Genomic DNA, 16,881 nt, shown 5'->3' on the forward strand with positions numbered 1-16,881 from the left:
ATGGCACTGCAAATCACCATCACCGACGCCGGCCGGGCCGAGATCGTCAACGCCCAGAACACCGGCACCGGCCCGGTCGTCATCAGCCAGATCGGCGTCGGCACCGGCCAGTACGTCCCCAGCAAGAACCAGACGGCCCTGCAGGGCGAGATCAAGCGCCTCGGCACCATCGGCGGCCAGGTGGTTGCCGACGACACCATCCACGTCACCGTCAAGGACGAAGGCAGCGACGCCTACGACGTCGGCGAGTTCGGCCTGTTCAGTGCCAGCGGCACGCTGGTGGCGGTCTACTCGCAGACGGCGGCGTCTGGCTGGATCATCGAGAAGGCCGGCGCCTCGACCCTGCTGCTGGCCGTCGACATCGTCCTGGAGAGCCTCGACGCCACCAGCCTGACCTTCGGCGACGTGGTGTTCATCAACCCGCCGGCCACCACCGAGGTGGCGGGCGTGGTCAGGCTCAACAACACCCTGACCAGCTCGAGCACCGCCGAGGCCCTGACCGCGGCGATGGGCAAGAAGCTGCAGGACGAAAAGCAGCCGCTGCTCGGTTTCTCCCCGGTGCAGCAGGGCGGCGGTGCAGGGCAGTCGACCAGCAAGGTATACATTGGCTGGAGTGAGGGAGGGCTGCGCCTGCAGGTCGATATCACGGATTTTGGCCTGATCTGGCCGATTGGCGTGACCGGCAATGCCGCAACCGCCACCAAACTGAAGACGGCACGCACGATCAACGGCGTCGCCTTCGACGGTACGGCGAACATCACTATCGCCGACGACACAAAGGAGCCAGCCCTCGGCTTCACCCCGGTGCAGCAGGGCGGCGGCACCGGCATGCAGCCGAACAAGGTTTTAATTGGTTACGACGGCGCCGGAAATCTGATCTTCCAGGTCGATGCGACGGCCTTCGGCAAGCTGTGGGGCGAGAACAACCAACTGGGGCTCGGCACCACGGCGTTGTCTGCCCGGGCAGCGCTCCAGCTGGGCGACGCGGCCACCCTGAACGGCACCTCGCTGAATACCCCCGGGGCCATTGTCGTGCGCGACGGCAACGGCGATGTCGCCGTGCGCTACCTGTTCGGCGAATTGGTCGGGCTGGCCGAAAGAGCGACGAAGCTGAACACCGCGCGTACCATCAACGGCACCCCCTTCGACGGCACGGCGAACATCGTGATCTACGATGCCACCAAGGCGCCCTTGGTGAGCCCGGCGCTTTCCGGCACGCCGACGACCCCCACGGCGGCGGCAGGGACCAACACTACCCAGATCGCCAGCACCGCTTATGTCATGGCGGCCATCGCTGCCCTGGTGAACAGCTCGCCGGCGGCGCTGGACACGCTCAACGAGCTGGCGACTGCCCTGGGCAACGACCCCAATTTCGCCACGACCATGGCCAATGCCCTGGCCGGCAAGGTCGCTCGGGACAGCATTACTTTTGCCGGATTCGATAGCAATAACCCCGATCTTCCCTACTTCCGTCGCGAATCGGATGGAATTGTTTACCACCTGCAACGCGCCCTGGGCTTCACCCCGGTACGCCAGGGCGGCGGCGCTTACCAGCTGACCAACAACGTCTATCTGGGCTGGGACGGCTACGCCTTGCGCTTCCAGATCGACGCCACCGACTTTGGCCAGCTCTGGGGAGATAGCAACGGCGTCCAGAAAGTTATTGCTGCCATTGCCGCCATGGCAGTCGGCTCCGTAGCTTCCTATGCCCTCTGCGTCGTCGGGGGCGGCTCGGCCGGTGTCGCCGTTCCGGCCGGCACGCTCGTGGCCGGCAGCAACCTGCGCTATGCAGCGGCGTCCGGTGCCTATTCCGGCACTCCGGACGGGACATGGCGCGTCATGGGGCATCTGTTCGACGCAAACCTTGACGACACCAACTCCGTCACGCTGTGCCTGAGGATTTCCTGATGCAAGTTCGCAACCTGAGTTACAACGCGCGCGGCACCATCGACTGCGAGATCGAGCACCCGGCGCTCGGCTGGATACCGTTCACCGCCTCGCCAGACGATGTCGAGGAGCTGGGCCGCTCCATCCATGCGGCAGCCATGACAGGCGAGCACGGTGAGATCGCGCCCTATGCCGCGCCGGTGCCCACCGTCGAGGAACTGGCCAAGCAGTACGAGCGGGCGGTGCAGCAGCACCTGGACGCCACCGCCAAGGGCTACGGCTACGACGACATCCGCTCGGCCGTGACCTACGCCGACGAGCCGGCGGTGCCGCGCTTTCAGGCCGAGGGGCTGGCCTTCCGCGCCTGGCGGTCGCTGTGTTGGGACTACTGCTACAGCCTGCTCGATGCGGTCCAGGCCGGCACGACGCCGCTGCCCGCCCTCGAGGAGGTGCTCGCCGGCCTGCCAGCGCTGGAGGTCAGCTATGGCAACTAAACTGGACCTCTACCGGCCGAATCACCGGCGCCGGCCCTACTGGCTCGGCCTGCTGATCGGCCTGGACCAACTGGCCAACGCAGCGCTGCGCGGCTACGTCGACGAGACGTTGAGCAGCCGCGCGCACCGCGAGGGCTGGACCCTGGCCGAGCGCCTGATCGATGCCCTGTTCTGGTGGGACCGCCAGGGCGAGATCCGCCACTGCGAGCTGGCCTACTACGGCGAGCTGGTCCGCGAGCACTTCCCGCCGGCGGCAGAGCCCGAGCCGCTGCCCGCCGGCGCCTGACCTCATCCTGTAGCGCGCCGCGCTACAACCCCCGCCGCTACCCGATCCCCCGCACGCGCGCCACCCTGCGCAGGACTTACCCATCCTGCGCAGGAGCAGCCCATGCCCGCCGATTACCATCACGGGATACGCGTCGTCGAAGCCAGCGACGGCACGCGCCCGATCCGTACCGTATCCACCGCCGTCATCGGCGTCGTCTGCACCGGCAGCGATGCCGACGCCGCCGCGTTTCCACTCGACACCCCGGTGCTGGTGACCAACGTCCAAGCCTCGGCCGGCAAGGCCGGCGACCTGGGCACCCTGGCCCCGACCCTGGACGCCATCGCCGACCAGACCAACGCCATCACCGTCGTGGTGCGCGTGGCCGACGGCGAGGGCGTCGACGCCGCGGCGAAGGAGGCCGACCAGAACACCAAGATCGTCGGCACTACCACGGCCGGCGGTCAGATGACTGGCCTCAAGGCTTTGCTGGCCGCCCAGGCGCAGCTCGGCGTCAAGCCACGCATCCTCGGCGTACCGGGCCTCGACAGCCTGGCCGTGGCCACCGAGCTGGTCAGCATCGCTCAGAAGCTGCGCGGCTTCGCCTACGTCTCGGCCTGGGATTGCGCCACAAAGGAGGAGGCGGTGGCCTACCGCGACGGCCTCGGCGCCCGCGAAGTCATGGTCATCTGGCCCGATTTCCTGGCCTGGGACACCGCCAGTAGCAGCACCGAGACGGCCCCGGCCGTCGCCCGGGCGCTCGGCCTGCGCGCCCGGATCGACAACGAGGTGGGCTGGCACAAGACGCTCTCCAACGTCGTGGTCAACGGTGTCACCGGCATCAGCAAGGACGTGTTCTGGGACCTGCAGGACCCGGCCACCGACGCCGGCTACCTCAACGCGAACGAGGTCACCACCCTGATCCGCCGCGACGGCTTCCGCTTCTGGGGCTCGCGCACCTGCAGCGCCGACCCGCTGTTCGCCTTCGAGTCCGCGACCCGCACCGCCCAGGTGCTGGCCGACACCATCGCCGAAGGGCATCTGTGGGCCGCCGACAAGCCGCTGCACCCGAGCCTGGTGCGCGACATCCTGGAGGGCGTCAACGCCAAGTTCCGCGAGCTGAAGCGCCTGGGCTACATCATCGATGCCGAGGCCTGGTACGACCCGGCTCTCAACGAAGCCACCAGCCTCCAGGACGGCAAGCTCTGGATCGACTACGCCTACACCCCGGTCCCGCCGCTGGAAAACCTGAACTTCAACCAGCGCATCACCGACCGTTACTTGGCCGAATTCGCCAGCCGCATCAACGCCTGAGCCTGACCCCGGCGCCGAGCGCCGAGGCCTCACACGACAGAGGAGCCCGCCATGGGACTACCCGCAAACTAAAGAACATGAACCTGTTCAACGATGGCAACAGCTATCTGGGCGAGAGCAAGACCGTCACCCTTCCGGTGCTGGCCCGCAAGATGGAGAGCTACCGCGGCGGCGGCATGAATGGCCCGGTCAAGGTCGACCTCGGCATGAGCGACGACGGTTTGCAGCTGGAATGGACCCTCGGCGGCCTCGACCTGATCGTGCTGCGCCAGTTCGGAATCCCTCGCGTCGACGGCGTGCTGCTGCGCTGGGCCGGATCCTACCAGCGCGACGACACTGCCGAGGTCAGTGCCGTTGAAGTGGTAGTCCGCGGCCGCCACGAGGAAATCGACATGGGCGATTCCGAGCCGGGCGAGGACACCGAGCACAGCATCGTCACCACCTGCAGCTACTACAAGCTGATCGTCAACGGCGTCACCGAGATCGAGATCGACCTGCTCAACATGATCGAGATGGTCGGCGGCGTCGACCGCCTGGCCGAACACCGCCGCGCCATCGGCCTGTAACGCATGCCCGGCCACCACCCGCCGGCCCCACCCAGCACAACCAGGAACACAACCATGACCAGCACCACCAAAACCGTCACCCTCGACAATCCGATCGTCCGCGGCGAGCAGACCATCACCAGCATCGAACTGCGCAAGCCGGACTCCGGCAGCCTGCGCGGCGTCACCCTCACCGACGTGCTGCAGATGGACGTCAACGCGCTGTTCGTCGTCCTGCCGCGCATCAGCACGCCGGCGCTCACCAAGCCCGAGCTGTTGCAGATGGACCCGGCCGACCTGCTGCAGCTGGGCAGCGAGGTCACCGTTTTTTTGCTGCCGAAGTCGGCGAAGGTGGATGTCTCCCCCGCTGCGTAGAAGACGCCATGGCCGACCTGGCCATGGTCTTTCACTGGGGGCCGGCGGACCTGGATCCGCTGTCCCTCACCGAACTGATGGAGTGGCGCGAGCGCGCCCGGCAGCGCTGGGAGGGCCAGCATGGCACGCGATCTAAGGCTTGAAGTCATCCTGCAGGCGGTCGACCGCGCGACCCGCCCGATCCGCGCTGTCACCCAGGGCGGCAGCGAGCTGGCCCAGACGCTCAAGGCAAGCCGCGAGGCGCTCAAGGGCCTGCAGAACCAGCAGAAGGACGTGGAGTCCTTCCGCCGGCAGCAGGAGGCCGCCAAGCAGGCCGGCGAGGCCCTGCAGGCAAACCGCGAGCGCCTGCGGGCGCTGTCGGCGCAGATGGCGGCGACGGCCAACCCCACCCGACAGATGACCGCCGAATTCCAGCGGGCCATGCGTGAAGGCCACAAGCTCAAGGCCACCCACGGCGAGCAGCAGCGCAAATTGCAGGAGCTGCAGGGACGCCTGCAGTCGGCCGGCATCAGCACCAATCGCCTCGGCGCCGAGGAGCTGCGCCTGCGCCGGCGGATCGAGCAGAGCACCCGCAGCATCGACGAGCAGCAGGACAGCATGCGCCGCCTGGGCGAGCGGCAGGATCGGCTGGCCAAGGCCAAGGCGGCCTACGAGAAATCCAAGGAGGTCGCCGGAACGGTCGCCACCGGAGGGGCTGCGGCCCTCGCCGCCGGCGGCGGCGCCATGGCCTCGCTCGGTTCGCAGGCCTTCACCAACCAGCAGCTCGGCGCGAAGACCGCCGCTCAGTTCGGCCAGGGGGCCGCCGAGGCCAAGCAGTACCGGGCGATCATCAACAGCATCTACAGCGGCGGGACCGGCGAGAACCTGGAGCAGGTCGCCGAGGCGCTGTCGGCGGTCGGCGGGGGCTTCGGCGCGCTGGGCAAGCTCGGCGCCGGCCAGCTCGAAGCCCTGACCCGGCGCGCGGCCACGCTGGCCGGCACCTTCGACCTGGACGTGGCCGAGGCGGTGCAGGCCTCGGCGATCATGATCCAGAACGGGCTGGCCAGGGACGCCAGCGAGGCCTTCGACCTGATGAGCCGGGGCATGCAGAACATCTCCGTCAGCATGCGCCAGGAGCTGCCGGAGATCGTCCACGAGTACGCCACCAACTTCCGCGCCCTTGGCTTCAACGGCAAGGAGGCGATGAACCTGCTGGTGTCCGCTGCCGGCCAGGGCAAGTTCGCCCTGGACAAGACCGGCGACGCCCTGAAGGAATTCACGCTGCGTGGCTCGGACATGTCCAAGGGCAGCCAGGAGGCCTACAAGGAAATTGGCCTCAACGCGGCGAAGATGTCGACCGCCATCGCCAAGGGAGGCCCGGAGGCCCGTACCGCCCTGATGAAGACGGTCAAGGGCCTGCTGGCGATCAAGGACCCGGCGACCCGGGCCAACACCGCCATCGCGCTGTTCGGCACGCCGCTCGAGGACCTGTCGGTCGACCAGATCCCCCAGTTCCTCAAGGGGCTGGCCAGCGTCGAGGATCGCCTCGGCGATGTGAGCGGCGCGACCGACCGGATGGGCAACGCCCTCGGCGACAACGCGGGCAGCGCCCTGGTCAACCTGCAGCGGATGCTGGCCGGCGAGCTGATGACCGTGCTGGACGCCTTCGAGCAGGACATCCTCGCCGCGACCAAGGCCGTGACAGGCTGGTTCAAGGCCAATCCCGAGCTGGCCAGCACCCTGACCAAGGCGGCCGTCGCCGTGGCCGTGCTGGCGGCGGCCGGCGGCGGGCTGACCCTCGTCATTGCCGGTCTGATAGGGCCGTTTGCTCTGCTGCGGTACGGGATGTCGTTGTCCGCCACGGCCGCGCATGGGCTGTTCGCGGCGCTCTGGCGGCTCGCCCAGTCGGCGCTCGCCTTGCTCGGCAAGGCGATGCTGGCAACCGCCAATGCAGCCTTCTGGCTGGCTAGGGCGCTGATGACGGGGCTGTTGCGGGGCTTGATGGCGGCCGTGCAGGCCGCATTGTTCATGGCCAAGACGCTGGCCGTCGTTCTGGTTCGCGGGCTGATGATGGCCGCCAATGCCGTACTGATGCTCACCCGGGCGCTGCTGCTGAATCCCATCGGTCTGGCGATCACCGCCATTGCGCTGGGCGCCTACCTGATCTGGAAGAACTGGGCGACGTTGGGACCGAAGTTCGCTGCGCTGTGGGAAGGCATCAAGAGCCAGTTCGCCAGCCTGATGACATGGTTCGCCGGCCTGCCGGAGCGCTTCGTCCAGTTCGGCGCCGACATTCTCCAGGGCCTGGCCAGGGGCATCACCGGCGCGCTTGGAAGCGTCAAGGAGGCCATCACCGGCGCAGGGTCGGCGGTCGTCGGCTGGTTCAAGGAGAAGCTTGGTATCCACTCGCCCAGCCGCGTCTTCGCCCAGCTGGGCGGCTACACCATGCAGGGCCTCGAACAGGGGCTACTGAAGGGGCAAGGCGGTCCGCTGGCCGCGGTCGCCGGTCTGGGCAAGCAGCTCACCCAGGCCGGTGCGCTCGCCGTGGGTGTGGGTGCGGGCGGCAGCGCCCTGGCGATCGACAGCCGCCCGCCGCTGTCAGCTGGTGGCGCGGCGCCCATCGTCGTGCAGGGCGACACCATCACGATCACCATCCAGGCCGGCGCCGGCGGCAACCCGGGCGACCTCGCGCAACAGATCAACCGCATCCTCGACGAGCGCGAGCGGACCAAGGCGGCCCGCGTGCGCTCCCGCCTGCACGACCAGGAGTGACCCGCGATGATGATGGCCCTCGGGCAATTCGTGTTTTCCCTGTCGACCCTGGCCTACCAGGAGTTCCAGCGGCAGACCGACTGGCGGCACGGCTCGACCAGCCGCATCGGCGCCCGCCCGGCGCGGCAGTACCTGGGACCGGGGGACGACAGCATCACCCTGCCGGGCGTGCTGCTGCCCGAGTTGACCGGCGGCCTGCCCAGCCTCGACGAGATCCGCGAGATGGCCGACACCGGCAAGGCCTGGGTCCTGGTCGAGGGCACGGGGCGGATCTACGGGCTGTGGGTCATCGAGAGCCTGAGCGAGATGCACAGCCTGTTCTTCGCCGACGGCACCGCCCGGCGCATCGAGTTCAGCCTGGTGCTCAAGCGCATCGACGACGACCGGATCGACCTGCTCGGCACGCTGGTCAGCACGGCGGCCAATCAGCTCCTCAAGGAGCTGCTGTGAGCACCGGCGCCTACCCGTACCCGCTCTGCCGCGTGGTGGTGGACGGCCGCGACATCACCGCCGCCATCACCCGGCGGCTGATCGCCATCGGCCTCACCGACAACCGCGGCCTCGAGGCCGACACGCTGGACATCCAGCTCAGCGACCACGACGGGCAGCTCGCCATCCCGCCGCGCGGCGCCACGGTGCAGCTCTGGCTGGGCTGGAGCGATAGCGGCCTGGTCGACAAGGGGACCTACACCGTGGACGAAACCGAGCACAGCGGCGCCCCGGACGTGCTGTCCATCCGCGCCCGCTCGGCCGGCCTGCGCGAAGGCCTGAAGACCAAGCGGGAAAGGAGCTGGGACCAGAAGGCCCTAGGCGATGTCATCCAGGCCATCGCCACGAGCAACGGCCTCGGTGCCGTCATCGCGCCAAGCCTCGCGCAGATTCCGCTGGCCCATCTGGACCAGGCCAACGAGAGCGACGCCAACCTGCTGGCCCGGCTGGGCGAGCAGCACGATGCCATCGCCACCGTGAAGGCCGGCCGGCTGCTGTTCATGCCCGCCGGCAAGAGCACCACCGCCAGCGGCTTGCCACTGCCGCACATCGCCTTGAGCAGAGCGGACGGCGACCAGCACCGCTTCCTGCAGGCCGACCGCGACAGCTACAGCGGCGTGCGCGCCTACTACTACGACACCAACAGCGCCGAGAAGAAGGAGGCGATCGCCGGGGAAAAGGACAACCTCAAGGACCTGCGCCACGTCTACACCGACCAGACCAGCGCCCTGAACGCCGCCCGGGGCGAGTGGAGCCGCCTACAGCGTGGCACGGCGACGCTCAGCTACACACTGGCCAGGGGCCGGCCGGACCTGATCCCCGAGCTGACCTACACCCTGACCGGCATCAAGGGCGAGATCGCCGCCATCACCTGGCTGGGCGCCCATGTCGCACACAGCTTCACCGCCGACGCCTACACCACCAGCCTGGAGCTGGAGTCCAAGCTGCCGGATGGCGAGGAGATCCTCGACCTGGCCGAGCAGGCGACCGACTACACCGGCGTCCTGGCCTGGTACCGGGACGAGAAGACGGGTAAGGAGAGCAAGGTCACCGCAGGCGACCAGACCAAGGCCAAGCGGCTGACGCCGCTCTACACGAGCAAGGCGGCGGCGGAGCGGGCGGTGGAGCGGGAGTGGAAGAGGCTTCAGAAAGCTGACGCTTAGACAAATAAGCCCTGCAGAGAGAGCCGAAAAAGATTGCTTGGTTGTTGGGGCTGCGTGAAGATACAGAACCATAAACAGCATAATTAAAGCTACCAATATTTTGATTTAAACGGTTTTCTCCGAGTGCCTTAGATTTCTAGGGGGATCTAATGAATAGGACGCCGCCAATCGATGTTAGAAGGCAATTAAGAAAAGAGGTTTTTTTTGGCTGTCCCGTTCCAGGATGCGGAAGCCCATACCTAGAGTGGCACCATTTTGATCCCCCTTGGCATATCAAGAACCATCATTCTGTAAATGGAATGATTGCGCTCTGTCCTACCCATCACCGTCAAGCGGATGCTGGCGCATTCTCAGTTGAGCAGCTACATCAATTCAAGCGAGATGCAGCCAAGACATCACGCACAGTAGCGGAGCAATTTAGTTGGCGAAGAAATCGCTTGCTTGCGTATGTTGGCGGAAATCATTATTTAGATACATATGAGATTCTTAAAATTAAAGGCCATCTCATCATTTGGTTTAATCGAGATGAAGCTGGAAATCTTATGCTTAACATGCGCCCGATTTTAACAACAGGCGAGCCTCGATTTGTTATGGAGGAAAATTTTTGGGTGGCGCATGGCAATCAAGAGGATTTGGAGTGCCCGCCATCAGGTAAGCTTTTGCACGTAAAGTATCCTAATGGAGATGAATTTCGTGTTGAGTTTATTGAGATTCAAAGTACTCAAGAGCTTTTGGCGCGCTACCCAAAAGGAAATCGCGCACTTGCAACAGTTGAGATGCCCATAACTGTTGTTGAGGTTCAGTATCGCCTTCCTGGTACGCCCTTGGATTTCGGGCCGAGTTACTCTCTCGTTGGCCCATTTCAAGTTACTGGATCATTTGCCGAGTCATGCGGAACCGTCTTCAACATTAAATAAGGACCTTTATCTCTCCTGGCTTGGTACCGGAACGAGAAGGTGAACAAGGAAAGCAAGGTCACCGCTGACGACCAGACCAAGCCCAAGCGCCTGACACCGCTCTAACGAGTGGAACGGCGGCAGGGCGGGCAGTGGAGAAGAAGAGGATGAAAATGCAGGCGGTATTATTAAAGAAGGGCGCCACTAGGGCGCCCTTCTTTTTCCTATTTCTGCGTTTCTTTTGACTTAACTCCAGTGTCAGTGCGGGTCTTCGTGTTGACCAAGGCCTCGACGAAGCGCATCAGGCTGTGCTGGTCGGTCCTGGACATCTTGCGCCAGGCGACCAGCAGGGCCTGCTCGATGGTGCTGAGGGCTTCGGGTTTCTGGTCAAAGTCGCTATTCATCAGGCTACTCCGTTACGGATTTATGGCTAAACCCCAACGTAATGGCTTGAAAAAAATAGGGTTTTGCTTGAGGCCGCCTGTACGGCTGCTTGACTCAGTAAAGTCAGAAATGAAAAGCCCCGCACATGGCGAGGCTAGTCTTCTTGTGGGCCGATTATTTGCACAGGCTTTCGCACGGGATACCGTCATTGTCCCTGTCTAGCCTGCCGTTGCCGCATTCATTCAGGTGGTACTCAGCCTCGGCGCAGCTCGCCATCTGACCGCATGTTTTTCGCGTAGAGCAACTGTAGGAGGAACTGCTGGAACTGGCGGCAATCGGCGCGCTTGGGCGCTTCTCGGTGACAGACGCGGAGGAGGCCTCACGCTTCTCCTGGCGTTGATCACGGGCAGCCTTGCGCCATTCCCACGGCGGTATGCGCTCTGACTCCGGCAGGGCCCACAGGCCACGCTTGGCCTTGCGCGCCTGGTCCTCGAGCACTAGGAGGCTCTTGTCCTTGCTGTACTGGCGATAGACCCAAGCGGCCCCCTGGCTGACCAGTTGAGCATTGATGTCGACATCACCAACGTGGACGCGACCAACAGATCGTCCATAGCGGTCGGTCTCCTGCACATGCACTGCGACCTGCTTACCGAACACAAGGTCGCTCAGCACCTGCTTGGACTTGCTGCCGTAGGGCTGCTTGGACTCAGGAGTATCGATTTCGGCCATGCGGACCTTTACCTGTGTCTTCGCTGCGGTCAGGCAGGTAAATGTGTCACCGTCTGACACGCCGACCACCTTGCAAGTGATGTGATCGGCTGATGCGAGTGTGGCTACTATGGATAGCAGAAAAGCCGAAATTATCTTCGAACGCATATTCAATCTTCTTATTTATCTTGAATGACAAAGTTTTCTGCAAACTTTGTTCTTGATTCTTTGTTGTCGTATCTTTTAATGAATTCTTCGCGCCAAGCATCTGAATTCTCATTCATCGATTTAAAGTCTGTGTCGTAAAATTTTTCAATTTCTTGGCGTGATATATTGATCGAATATGTTTTGCTGTTAACTGGTATTTGGAGCTTCAAGCGCTCAAGCAATGGTAAGTCCCTGAAAAGTCTTGCAGATTCAATTGCGAAAACCTTGCTTGCTTTGTCGCTTGTTACAAAGTAAGAGGGCATGCTTTCAGGTGCTTTGAAAATAATTTCACCTGTGTTGTCATTATCATTTATTGACTGAATGATCGACGATGAAAATATTCTTTCGGCCTTCTCTTTGAACTCACTGCTTGCCCAAGCATAACTAAGAGCAAGAAACGTCGAAACTATAAAGGCTATTCCAACTTTCCTGTTGAGCATCACAAAACATCCCCACAACGATTAATAATATGGCAAAGGCTCATTCGGCCTTTTTTTCTGCCTTTGCGCTATATGCGCCTGCTGTCTCCGCCAACGCATCGACAAGCCTATCCAGTGAGGCCTGGTCGGCTTGGCCTAGGCTGCGGTACTTCTCGACCATTGTGCTTTCCTTCTCGGAAAGCGTTTCTGCAGGCATTGGCGTCCTCAGCCCTGTTACCACGTACAGGACATCAACCCCTGCATCGGCAGCAGCTGCCAGATACGCGGCATCCGGGCTGCGCTCACCCTTTTCGTAGTTGAACTGCGAATTTTTCGTCACGCCGGTTATGGCTGCGAAGTCCGTTTGGTTCATACCCAAACGGAGCCGCTCTTCTTTGAGGCGGTCACCGATTCCCACAATTTTCTCCAATGGCATGTTGACATGCCCACATTCGTGGGAAACAATCACTCCACGAATCACACGTTTTTACACACTTTCACACGGTTAGGAACTATGCCCAAGCCACCAGACCACGACAAGGCGACGAAGACCCCGGAAGAGGCTCGCAAGGCGCTCGATGCGATGGGCGTATCAGTCCAGGAGTTCGCCAAGGCGAACGGCCTTCATCCAAGCACGGTTTACGAAGTGCTGGCGGGGCGTCGCAAGGGACGCCGCGGCGAGGCACATCGCGCAGCGGTGCTGCTCGGTATCAAAAGTAGCGGCTCTCACACTAAGCACTGCTGCAGCGAGGAGAAACAGGAAGATGAAAAGCCCCGTCCTTGAGAGTCGCCGGCAGGTGATGAGCGCGGTGATCAATGCCTACCCGGGCGGTCGCGAATGCGCTGCAGCGCGCCTTGGCCTACCGCTGAAGAAGCTGGACAACCAGATGTACGAAAGCACCGGACACCGCCCGCTGAGCGACGAGCAGATCCTCCTGCTCGAGCAGCAGGCTGGAACCACCCACCTGCCGGACTATATCTGCGGCCTGTACGGCGGTGTGTTCGTGCCGATCGCTGATCCCGAGACGCTGGATAACCTGGATCTCTATAACAGATCGGTGAAAACCGCCGTCAAGCGTGGCCGGGTGGATCAGATCATCGCCGAGGCGCTGGAGGATGGGGTGATCGATGAGCGGGAGGTGGAAACCATCCTGGCCGCCCACCGCAAGCACATCGCAGCACGGCATGCCGAGGTGCATGCAGTGATTGTTTTGCACAGCCAGCAGCCAAAGGACTGATATGCGCAAGCCGAATGCAAATGGCCGAATCCCGAATTCTGGAGGCGGGTACATCAAGGAGTGCCCGGTGTGTGGGTCTCCAGTGAAAGTCCGCAACTCCGCACGCGTGACGCAGGTTACCTCGGAATACGTTGGCTCCTGCCAGGCCGCGGGCTGCGGCGCCCAGATAAAGGGGTTCTTTACCTGGGTCGCGTTTGTCAGTCCCTCAGGGCTTCCAAAACACGGGCTCGACCTGCCAGTCGTGCCGGAGGAAGAGCGCGTGCGCCTATGGCGAACGCACGTTAAGGGCTGCGAGAGCAGACAAATCGACCTGATCGATCAATTGGAGAGTGAAGAGCAATGAGCAGCGCAGAAGTTCTCCCGCAGGACTACCGGGAGCAGATGCAAGCGTGCGCCCTGGAGTTTCTGCGCCGCCATTACGGTGAGTACTTGGGTGATGAGCAGCGCCTGTTCGAGCGCACCTGCGACTACCTGGTGAACAGCCTGGAGGTGCCGGTCTTCATTGCCAACCGCCTGGCTTACCTGGCCATGACCCAGCTCGCCGAGCGCGCAGGGCGAGTCATTGTCGCCCGCGCTGCATCCGATGCCGAGCGCGCCTGCCTGGTCAACTCGCTCACCGGCGAGAGTGCCTTCGTCCCGCAGCGCTTGTTGCCCCAGCGCCTACAGAGCAGACCGGACTCCGCTCTGCGCTGATCCCCCTTAACCCCTGACGAATAACCAGCCCCACGACGAGAGGGGCGGGAAACGTGCGCCCGAAATCTGGGAGAGATCCATGGAAAACGCCGTTGTCATGCAGTTGTCGCTGGAGCCGAAACAGGCCGAGGCCTTGCTGTTGCACCTGCGCGAGCAGTTCCGCCAGGCCCTGCAAGAGCAGTGGTACGCCGACCGTTACCGGCTGATCCCGGACAGCATGCGCAGCGGCGCAATCCTCCGCGACTCCCCGCGGCTCGCCGCGCAGAAGAAAGCCCTCGGCGCCCTCCGGGCCGCCCTCGATCAGGCGCAGTAAGGCCAACACCATGAATCACGATTTGCAGCACCAGGTGCTCCAGCGGCTGACGGCCGAGTATGGCCTCAAGCCCGTCTCTGGAGATCGAAAGTGGATGCGCGGCGGAACCTGCCCGGCCTGCGGGAAGAAGGAGCTCTACACCCATGCCGAGCATCCCTGGCTGGTCCGTTGCGGCCGGCAGAGCAAGTGCGGTGTCGAGTACCACGTCAAGGATCTGTACGGTGATCTGTTCGACGACTGGAGCAAGCGCGCCCCGGCCAGCGAGCAGCAGCCGACAGCCAGCGCCCGGGCATACCTGGAGTTCGCCAGGGGCTTTCGTCTGGAGCTGATCGAGGGCTGGTTCACCCAGGAGAACTACTACGACCGCGAGGCGAACGCCGGCAGCGCGACCGTGCGCTTCCCCATGGAGGGCGACGGCTACTGGGAGCGGCTGATCGACCAGCCGCACCGCTTCGGCAAGAAGAAGGCGCGCTTCAAGCCCGGCTACAGCTACCGCGGCAAGTGGTGGTGCCCGCCGTGCGTGGATCTGCTCGAGGTCGACGAGCTGTGGCTGGTGGAGGGCATCTTCGATGCCATCGCTTTGCTGCACCACGGCATCGCCGCCGTGTCGGTGATGAGCAGCAACGGCTACCCGGAGGCGAAGCTGCGCGAGCTGAAGGCGCAGCGGGAGGCCGCCGGCGACAAGCTGCCGACGCTGGTCTGGGCCTTGGACAACGAGCCGGGTGCCCGCGCCTACACCCGTAAGCACGTCCGCAAGGCCCGCGAGCTGGGCTTCCGCTGCGAGGCGGCGCTGATCCCCCAGCGCAACGGCAAGAAGACCGACTGGAACGACCTGCATCAGCGCTGGATGTTCGAGCGGGACGAGGAGGCGCGAGACGAGCGGTGCGTGCAGGATCTAAAGGTGGCCCACTACCAGGGGGCGCTGCTGCTGGCCGAGAGTGCCTCGGAAAAGGGCGTACTCATGTACGACTGGGACGAGAGCAACGAATTCCACTTTGGATTCGATAATCGCTTGTACTGGTTCAAGATGGATCTGGAGAAGTTCCACAAGGCTATGCGCGACCTGGAGGATTCGGAGCGGCACGAAGACCGGCTGCTCAACGATCGCCAGCGACGCGACAAAGCGCTTCGCCAATGCGGCGCGGTGGTTAGGCTCGCCAACTGCTATCCGCAGGCGTTGTACTACATGCGCAACGAGGTGACGGACGAGTCCTGGTACTACTTCCGCATCGACTTCCCGCACGACGGCGGCAGCGTGAAGAACACCTTCACCGCTTCGCAGGTGGCCGCCGCCAACGAATTCAAGAAGCGTCTGCTCGGCATCGCTGCCGGTGCCATCTACACGGGCACCGGCCAGCAGCTGGACAAGATCATGGAGAGCCAACTGTTCCGGCTGAAGACGGTGAAGACTATCGACTTCATCGGCTACAGCAAGGAGCACGGCTGCTACGTATTCAACGACGTGTCGGTCAAGGATGGCCAGATCCACTCGTTGAACGAGGAGGACTTCTTCGACATGGGCCGGCTCAGCATCAAGAGCCAGAGCCAGTCGCCCGTCCTCAGCATCAATGCTGACCTGCATGCCTACCGCGAGGAATGGCTCGAGCTGCTGTGGCGCTGCTTCGGCGCCAAGGGGCTGGTGGTTCTGGCCTTCTGGTTCGGCTCGCTGTTCGCCGAGCAGATCCGCCAGCATCAGAAGAGCTACCCATTCCTCGAGGTGGTCGGCGAGGCCGGCGCGGGCAAGTCCACCCTAATCGAGTTTCTCTGGAAGCTGCTTGGCCGCCTGGAGTACGAGGGGTTCGACCCGACCAAGGGCACCGCCGTGTCCCGGGCGCGGAACTTCGCCCAGGTCGGCAACATGCCTGTCGTGCTGATCGAGTCGGATCGGGAGAAGGTCGACGGTGCGCCGACCAAGCAATTCGACTGGGACGAGCTGAAGACTGCCTACAACGGTCGAAGCGTGCGCTCGACCGGCGTGAAGAACAACGGCAACGACACCCGCGAGCCGCCGTTCCGTGGGGCCCTGGTGATCGGCCAGAACAACCCTGTCAATGCGTCCGAGCCCATCCTGCAGCGGATCGTGCACGTCAGCATGACCAAGCAGAGCCACACCCAAGCCAGCAAGGCGATGGCGGAGAAGCTCGAGCGCATGCCTGTTGGCCAGGTAAGCGGCTTCCTGCTCAAGGCCCTGGCCAAGGAGGCCAAGGTGCTTGAGATGGTGACCGATCGGGCTCCTGACTACGAGCAGCAGCTGCTCGGGCTGCCCGAGATCCGGACCGTACGGATAGCCAAGAACCACAGCCAGCTATATGCCCTGGTCGACGCCATGTCCGAGGTTCTGCCGCTGACCGGCGAGCAGATCGCAGCGACGCATGCCGAAATTCGCGCGATGGCGATAGCCAGGCAGCAAGCCATCAACGCAGACCATCCGCAGGTGGTCGAGTTCTGGGAGCTATACGACTTCCTCAACGGCCAGGACGAGAGGGGCGCCCTTAACCATTCCCGCCGCGAGGGAATGATCGCCGTGAACCTCAACGAGTTTGCGGAGATGGCGGCCAATAAGCGGCAGCAGGTGCCCCCGCTCACCGAACTCAAGCGCCTACTCAAGACCAGCAAACATCCCAAGTTCATCGAAGCCAACAAGGTCGTGAATTCGGCCCGGATGCTCGACGCCTTCGACAAGCCGAAGACGCTGCGCTGTTGGCTGTTTCAGGAAACGTGAGAACACCCGCCAAGGAGA

21 protein-coding genes are annotated in these 16,881 nt (G+C 63.4%); 17 read left to right on the forward strand and 4 right to left on the reverse strand.

Translation table 11 applies throughout. The features are described 5' to 3' along the window. From Atro_RS11550 to Atro_RS11600, 11 genes are all read left to right on the forward strand, one after another. Entirely contained in the window at positions 1 to 1,908 is a 1,908-nt protein-coding gene (locus tag Atro_RS11550) for a phage tail-collar fiber domain-containing protein (protein ID WP_497922411.1), read from the forward strand. Beyond that, a complete protein-coding gene (locus tag Atro_RS11555) occupies positions 1,908 to 2,381 on the forward strand; it encodes a hypothetical protein (protein WP_497922412.1) in 474 nt (157 codons plus the stop codon). Before Atro_RS11550 ends, Atro_RS11555 begins: the two co-directional genes overlap by 1 nt. Next, positions 2,371 to 2,667 (forward strand): hypothetical protein, encoded by a 297-nt coding sequence (locus Atro_RS11560; protein ID WP_497922413.1) that lies wholly within the window; start codon positions 2,371 to 2,373, stop codon positions 2,665 to 2,667. The genes Atro_RS11555 and Atro_RS11560 overlap by 11 nt, the downstream gene beginning before the upstream one ends. Positions 2,668 to 2,769: 102 nt before the next feature. After that, positions 2,770 to 3,960 (forward strand): phage tail sheath protein, encoded by a 1,191-nt coding sequence (locus tag Atro_RS11565; protein ID WP_497922414.1) that lies wholly within the window; start codon positions 2,770 to 2,772, stop codon positions 3,958 to 3,960. A 2-nt stretch (positions 3,961 to 3,962) separates the two neighbouring features. Continuing rightward, positions 3,963 to 4,526 (forward strand): phage major tail tube protein, encoded by a 564-nt coding sequence (locus Atro_RS11570; RefSeq protein ID WP_497927668.1) that lies wholly within the window; start codon positions 3,963 to 3,965, stop codon positions 4,524 to 4,526. A gap of 54 nt (positions 4,527 to 4,580) precedes the next feature. Beyond that, on the forward strand, positions 4,581 to 4,880 hold the full coding sequence (locus Atro_RS11575) for a phage tail assembly protein (protein ID WP_497922415.1): 300 nt from the start codon (positions 4,581 to 4,583) through the stop codon (positions 4,878 to 4,880). Between the two features lie 8 nt (positions 4,881 to 4,888). Next, entirely contained in the window at positions 4,889 to 5,023 is a 135-nt protein-coding gene (locus Atro_RS11580; RefSeq protein ID WP_497922417.1) for a GpE family phage tail protein, read from the forward strand. Further along, on the forward strand, positions 5,001 to 7,631 hold the full coding sequence (locus Atro_RS11585) for a phage tail tape measure protein (RefSeq protein ID WP_497922419.1): 2,631 nt from the start codon (positions 5,001 to 5,003) through the stop codon (positions 7,629 to 7,631). The genes Atro_RS11580 and Atro_RS11585 overlap by 23 nt, the downstream gene beginning before the upstream one ends. Before the next feature lie 6 nt (positions 7,632 to 7,637). Then, on the forward strand, positions 7,638 to 8,081 hold the full coding sequence (locus Atro_RS11590; RefSeq protein ID WP_497922421.1) for a phage tail protein: 444 nt from the start codon (positions 7,638 to 7,640) through the stop codon (positions 8,079 to 8,081). Beyond that, positions 8,078 to 9,283 carry a phage late control D family protein gene (locus tag Atro_RS11595; RefSeq protein WP_497922423.1) on the forward strand — a complete coding sequence of 402 codons (1,206 nt, stop codon included), beginning with the start codon at positions 8,078 to 8,080 and terminating at the stop codon, positions 9,281 to 9,283. Before Atro_RS11590 ends, Atro_RS11595 begins: the two co-directional genes overlap by 4 nt. A gap of 149 nt (positions 9,284 to 9,432) precedes the next feature. Continuing rightward, positions 9,433 to 10,200: an HNH endonuclease signature motif containing protein gene (locus Atro_RS11600; RefSeq protein ID WP_497922424.1), complete on the forward strand. Its 768-nt coding sequence runs from the start codon at positions 9,433 to 9,435 to the stop codon at positions 10,198 to 10,200. Between the two features lie 203 nt (positions 10,201 to 10,403). On the opposite strand, the gene Atro_RS11605 is transcribed toward Atro_RS11600, so the two are convergent. The 4 genes from Atro_RS11605 to Atro_RS11620 all read right to left on the reverse strand — a co-directional run bounded on the left by Atro_RS11605 (position 10,404) and on the right by Atro_RS11620 (position 12,315). Beyond that, positions 10,404 to 10,583, reverse strand: coding sequence for a hypothetical protein (locus Atro_RS11605; RefSeq protein WP_497922426.1), 180 nt, complete (start codon positions 10,581 to 10,583; stop codon positions 10,404 to 10,406). Positions 10,584 to 10,737: 154 nt separating this feature from the next. Beyond that, on the reverse strand, positions 10,738 to 11,292 hold the full coding sequence (locus Atro_RS11610) for a thermonuclease family protein (protein ID WP_497922427.1): 555 nt from the start codon (positions 11,290 to 11,292) through the stop codon (positions 10,738 to 10,740). Between the two features lie 158 nt (positions 11,293 to 11,450). After that, positions 11,451 to 11,918 (reverse strand): hypothetical protein, encoded by a 468-nt coding sequence (locus Atro_RS11615; RefSeq protein ID WP_497922429.1) that lies wholly within the window; start codon positions 11,916 to 11,918, stop codon positions 11,451 to 11,453. Between the two features lie 40 nt (positions 11,919 to 11,958). Continuing rightward, positions 11,959 to 12,315, reverse strand: coding sequence for a helix-turn-helix domain-containing protein (locus Atro_RS11620; protein ID WP_497927669.1), 357 nt, complete (start codon positions 12,313 to 12,315; stop codon positions 11,959 to 11,961). A 96-nt stretch (positions 12,316 to 12,411) separates the two neighbouring features. Here Atro_RS11620 and Atro_RS11625 point away from each other — a divergent pair, with 96 nt between their 5' ends. The 6 genes from Atro_RS11625 to Atro_RS11650 all read left to right on the forward strand — a co-directional run bounded on the left by Atro_RS11625 (position 12,412) and on the right by Atro_RS11650 (position 16,863). Next, positions 12,412 to 12,681 (forward strand): DNA-binding protein, encoded by a 270-nt coding sequence (locus Atro_RS11625; protein ID WP_497922430.1) that lies wholly within the window; start codon positions 12,412 to 12,414, stop codon positions 12,679 to 12,681. Continuing rightward, the gene (locus Atro_RS11630; protein ID WP_497922431.1) at positions 12,662 to 13,135 is read left to right on the forward strand and encodes a YmfL family putative regulatory protein; all 474 of its coding nucleotides are present in this window, start codon (positions 12,662 to 12,664) and stop codon (positions 13,133 to 13,135) included. The genes Atro_RS11625 and Atro_RS11630 overlap by 20 nt, the downstream gene beginning before the upstream one ends. 1 nt (position 13,136) lies before the next feature. Beyond that, positions 13,137 to 13,478: an ogr/Delta-like zinc finger family protein gene (locus Atro_RS11635; RefSeq protein WP_497922433.1), complete on the forward strand. Its 342-nt coding sequence runs from the start codon at positions 13,137 to 13,139 to the stop codon at positions 13,476 to 13,478. After that, entirely contained in the window at positions 13,475 to 13,828 is a 354-nt protein-coding gene (locus Atro_RS11640; RefSeq protein ID WP_497922435.1) for a hypothetical protein, read from the forward strand. The genes Atro_RS11635 and Atro_RS11640 overlap by 4 nt, the downstream gene beginning before the upstream one ends. 79 nt (positions 13,829 to 13,907) lie before the next feature. Further along, positions 13,908 to 14,141 carry a hypothetical protein gene (locus tag Atro_RS11645; RefSeq protein WP_497922436.1) on the forward strand — a complete coding sequence of 78 codons (234 nt, stop codon included), beginning with the start codon at positions 13,908 to 13,910 and terminating at the stop codon, positions 14,139 to 14,141. Between the two features lie 10 nt (positions 14,142 to 14,151). Further along, a complete protein-coding gene (locus tag Atro_RS11650) occupies positions 14,152 to 16,863 on the forward strand; it encodes a toprim domain-containing protein (protein ID WP_497922438.1) in 2,712 nt (903 codons plus the stop codon). Positions 16,864 to 16,881 lie beyond the last annotated feature (18 nt).

Source organism: Azotobacter tropicalis (assembly GCF_059739045.1).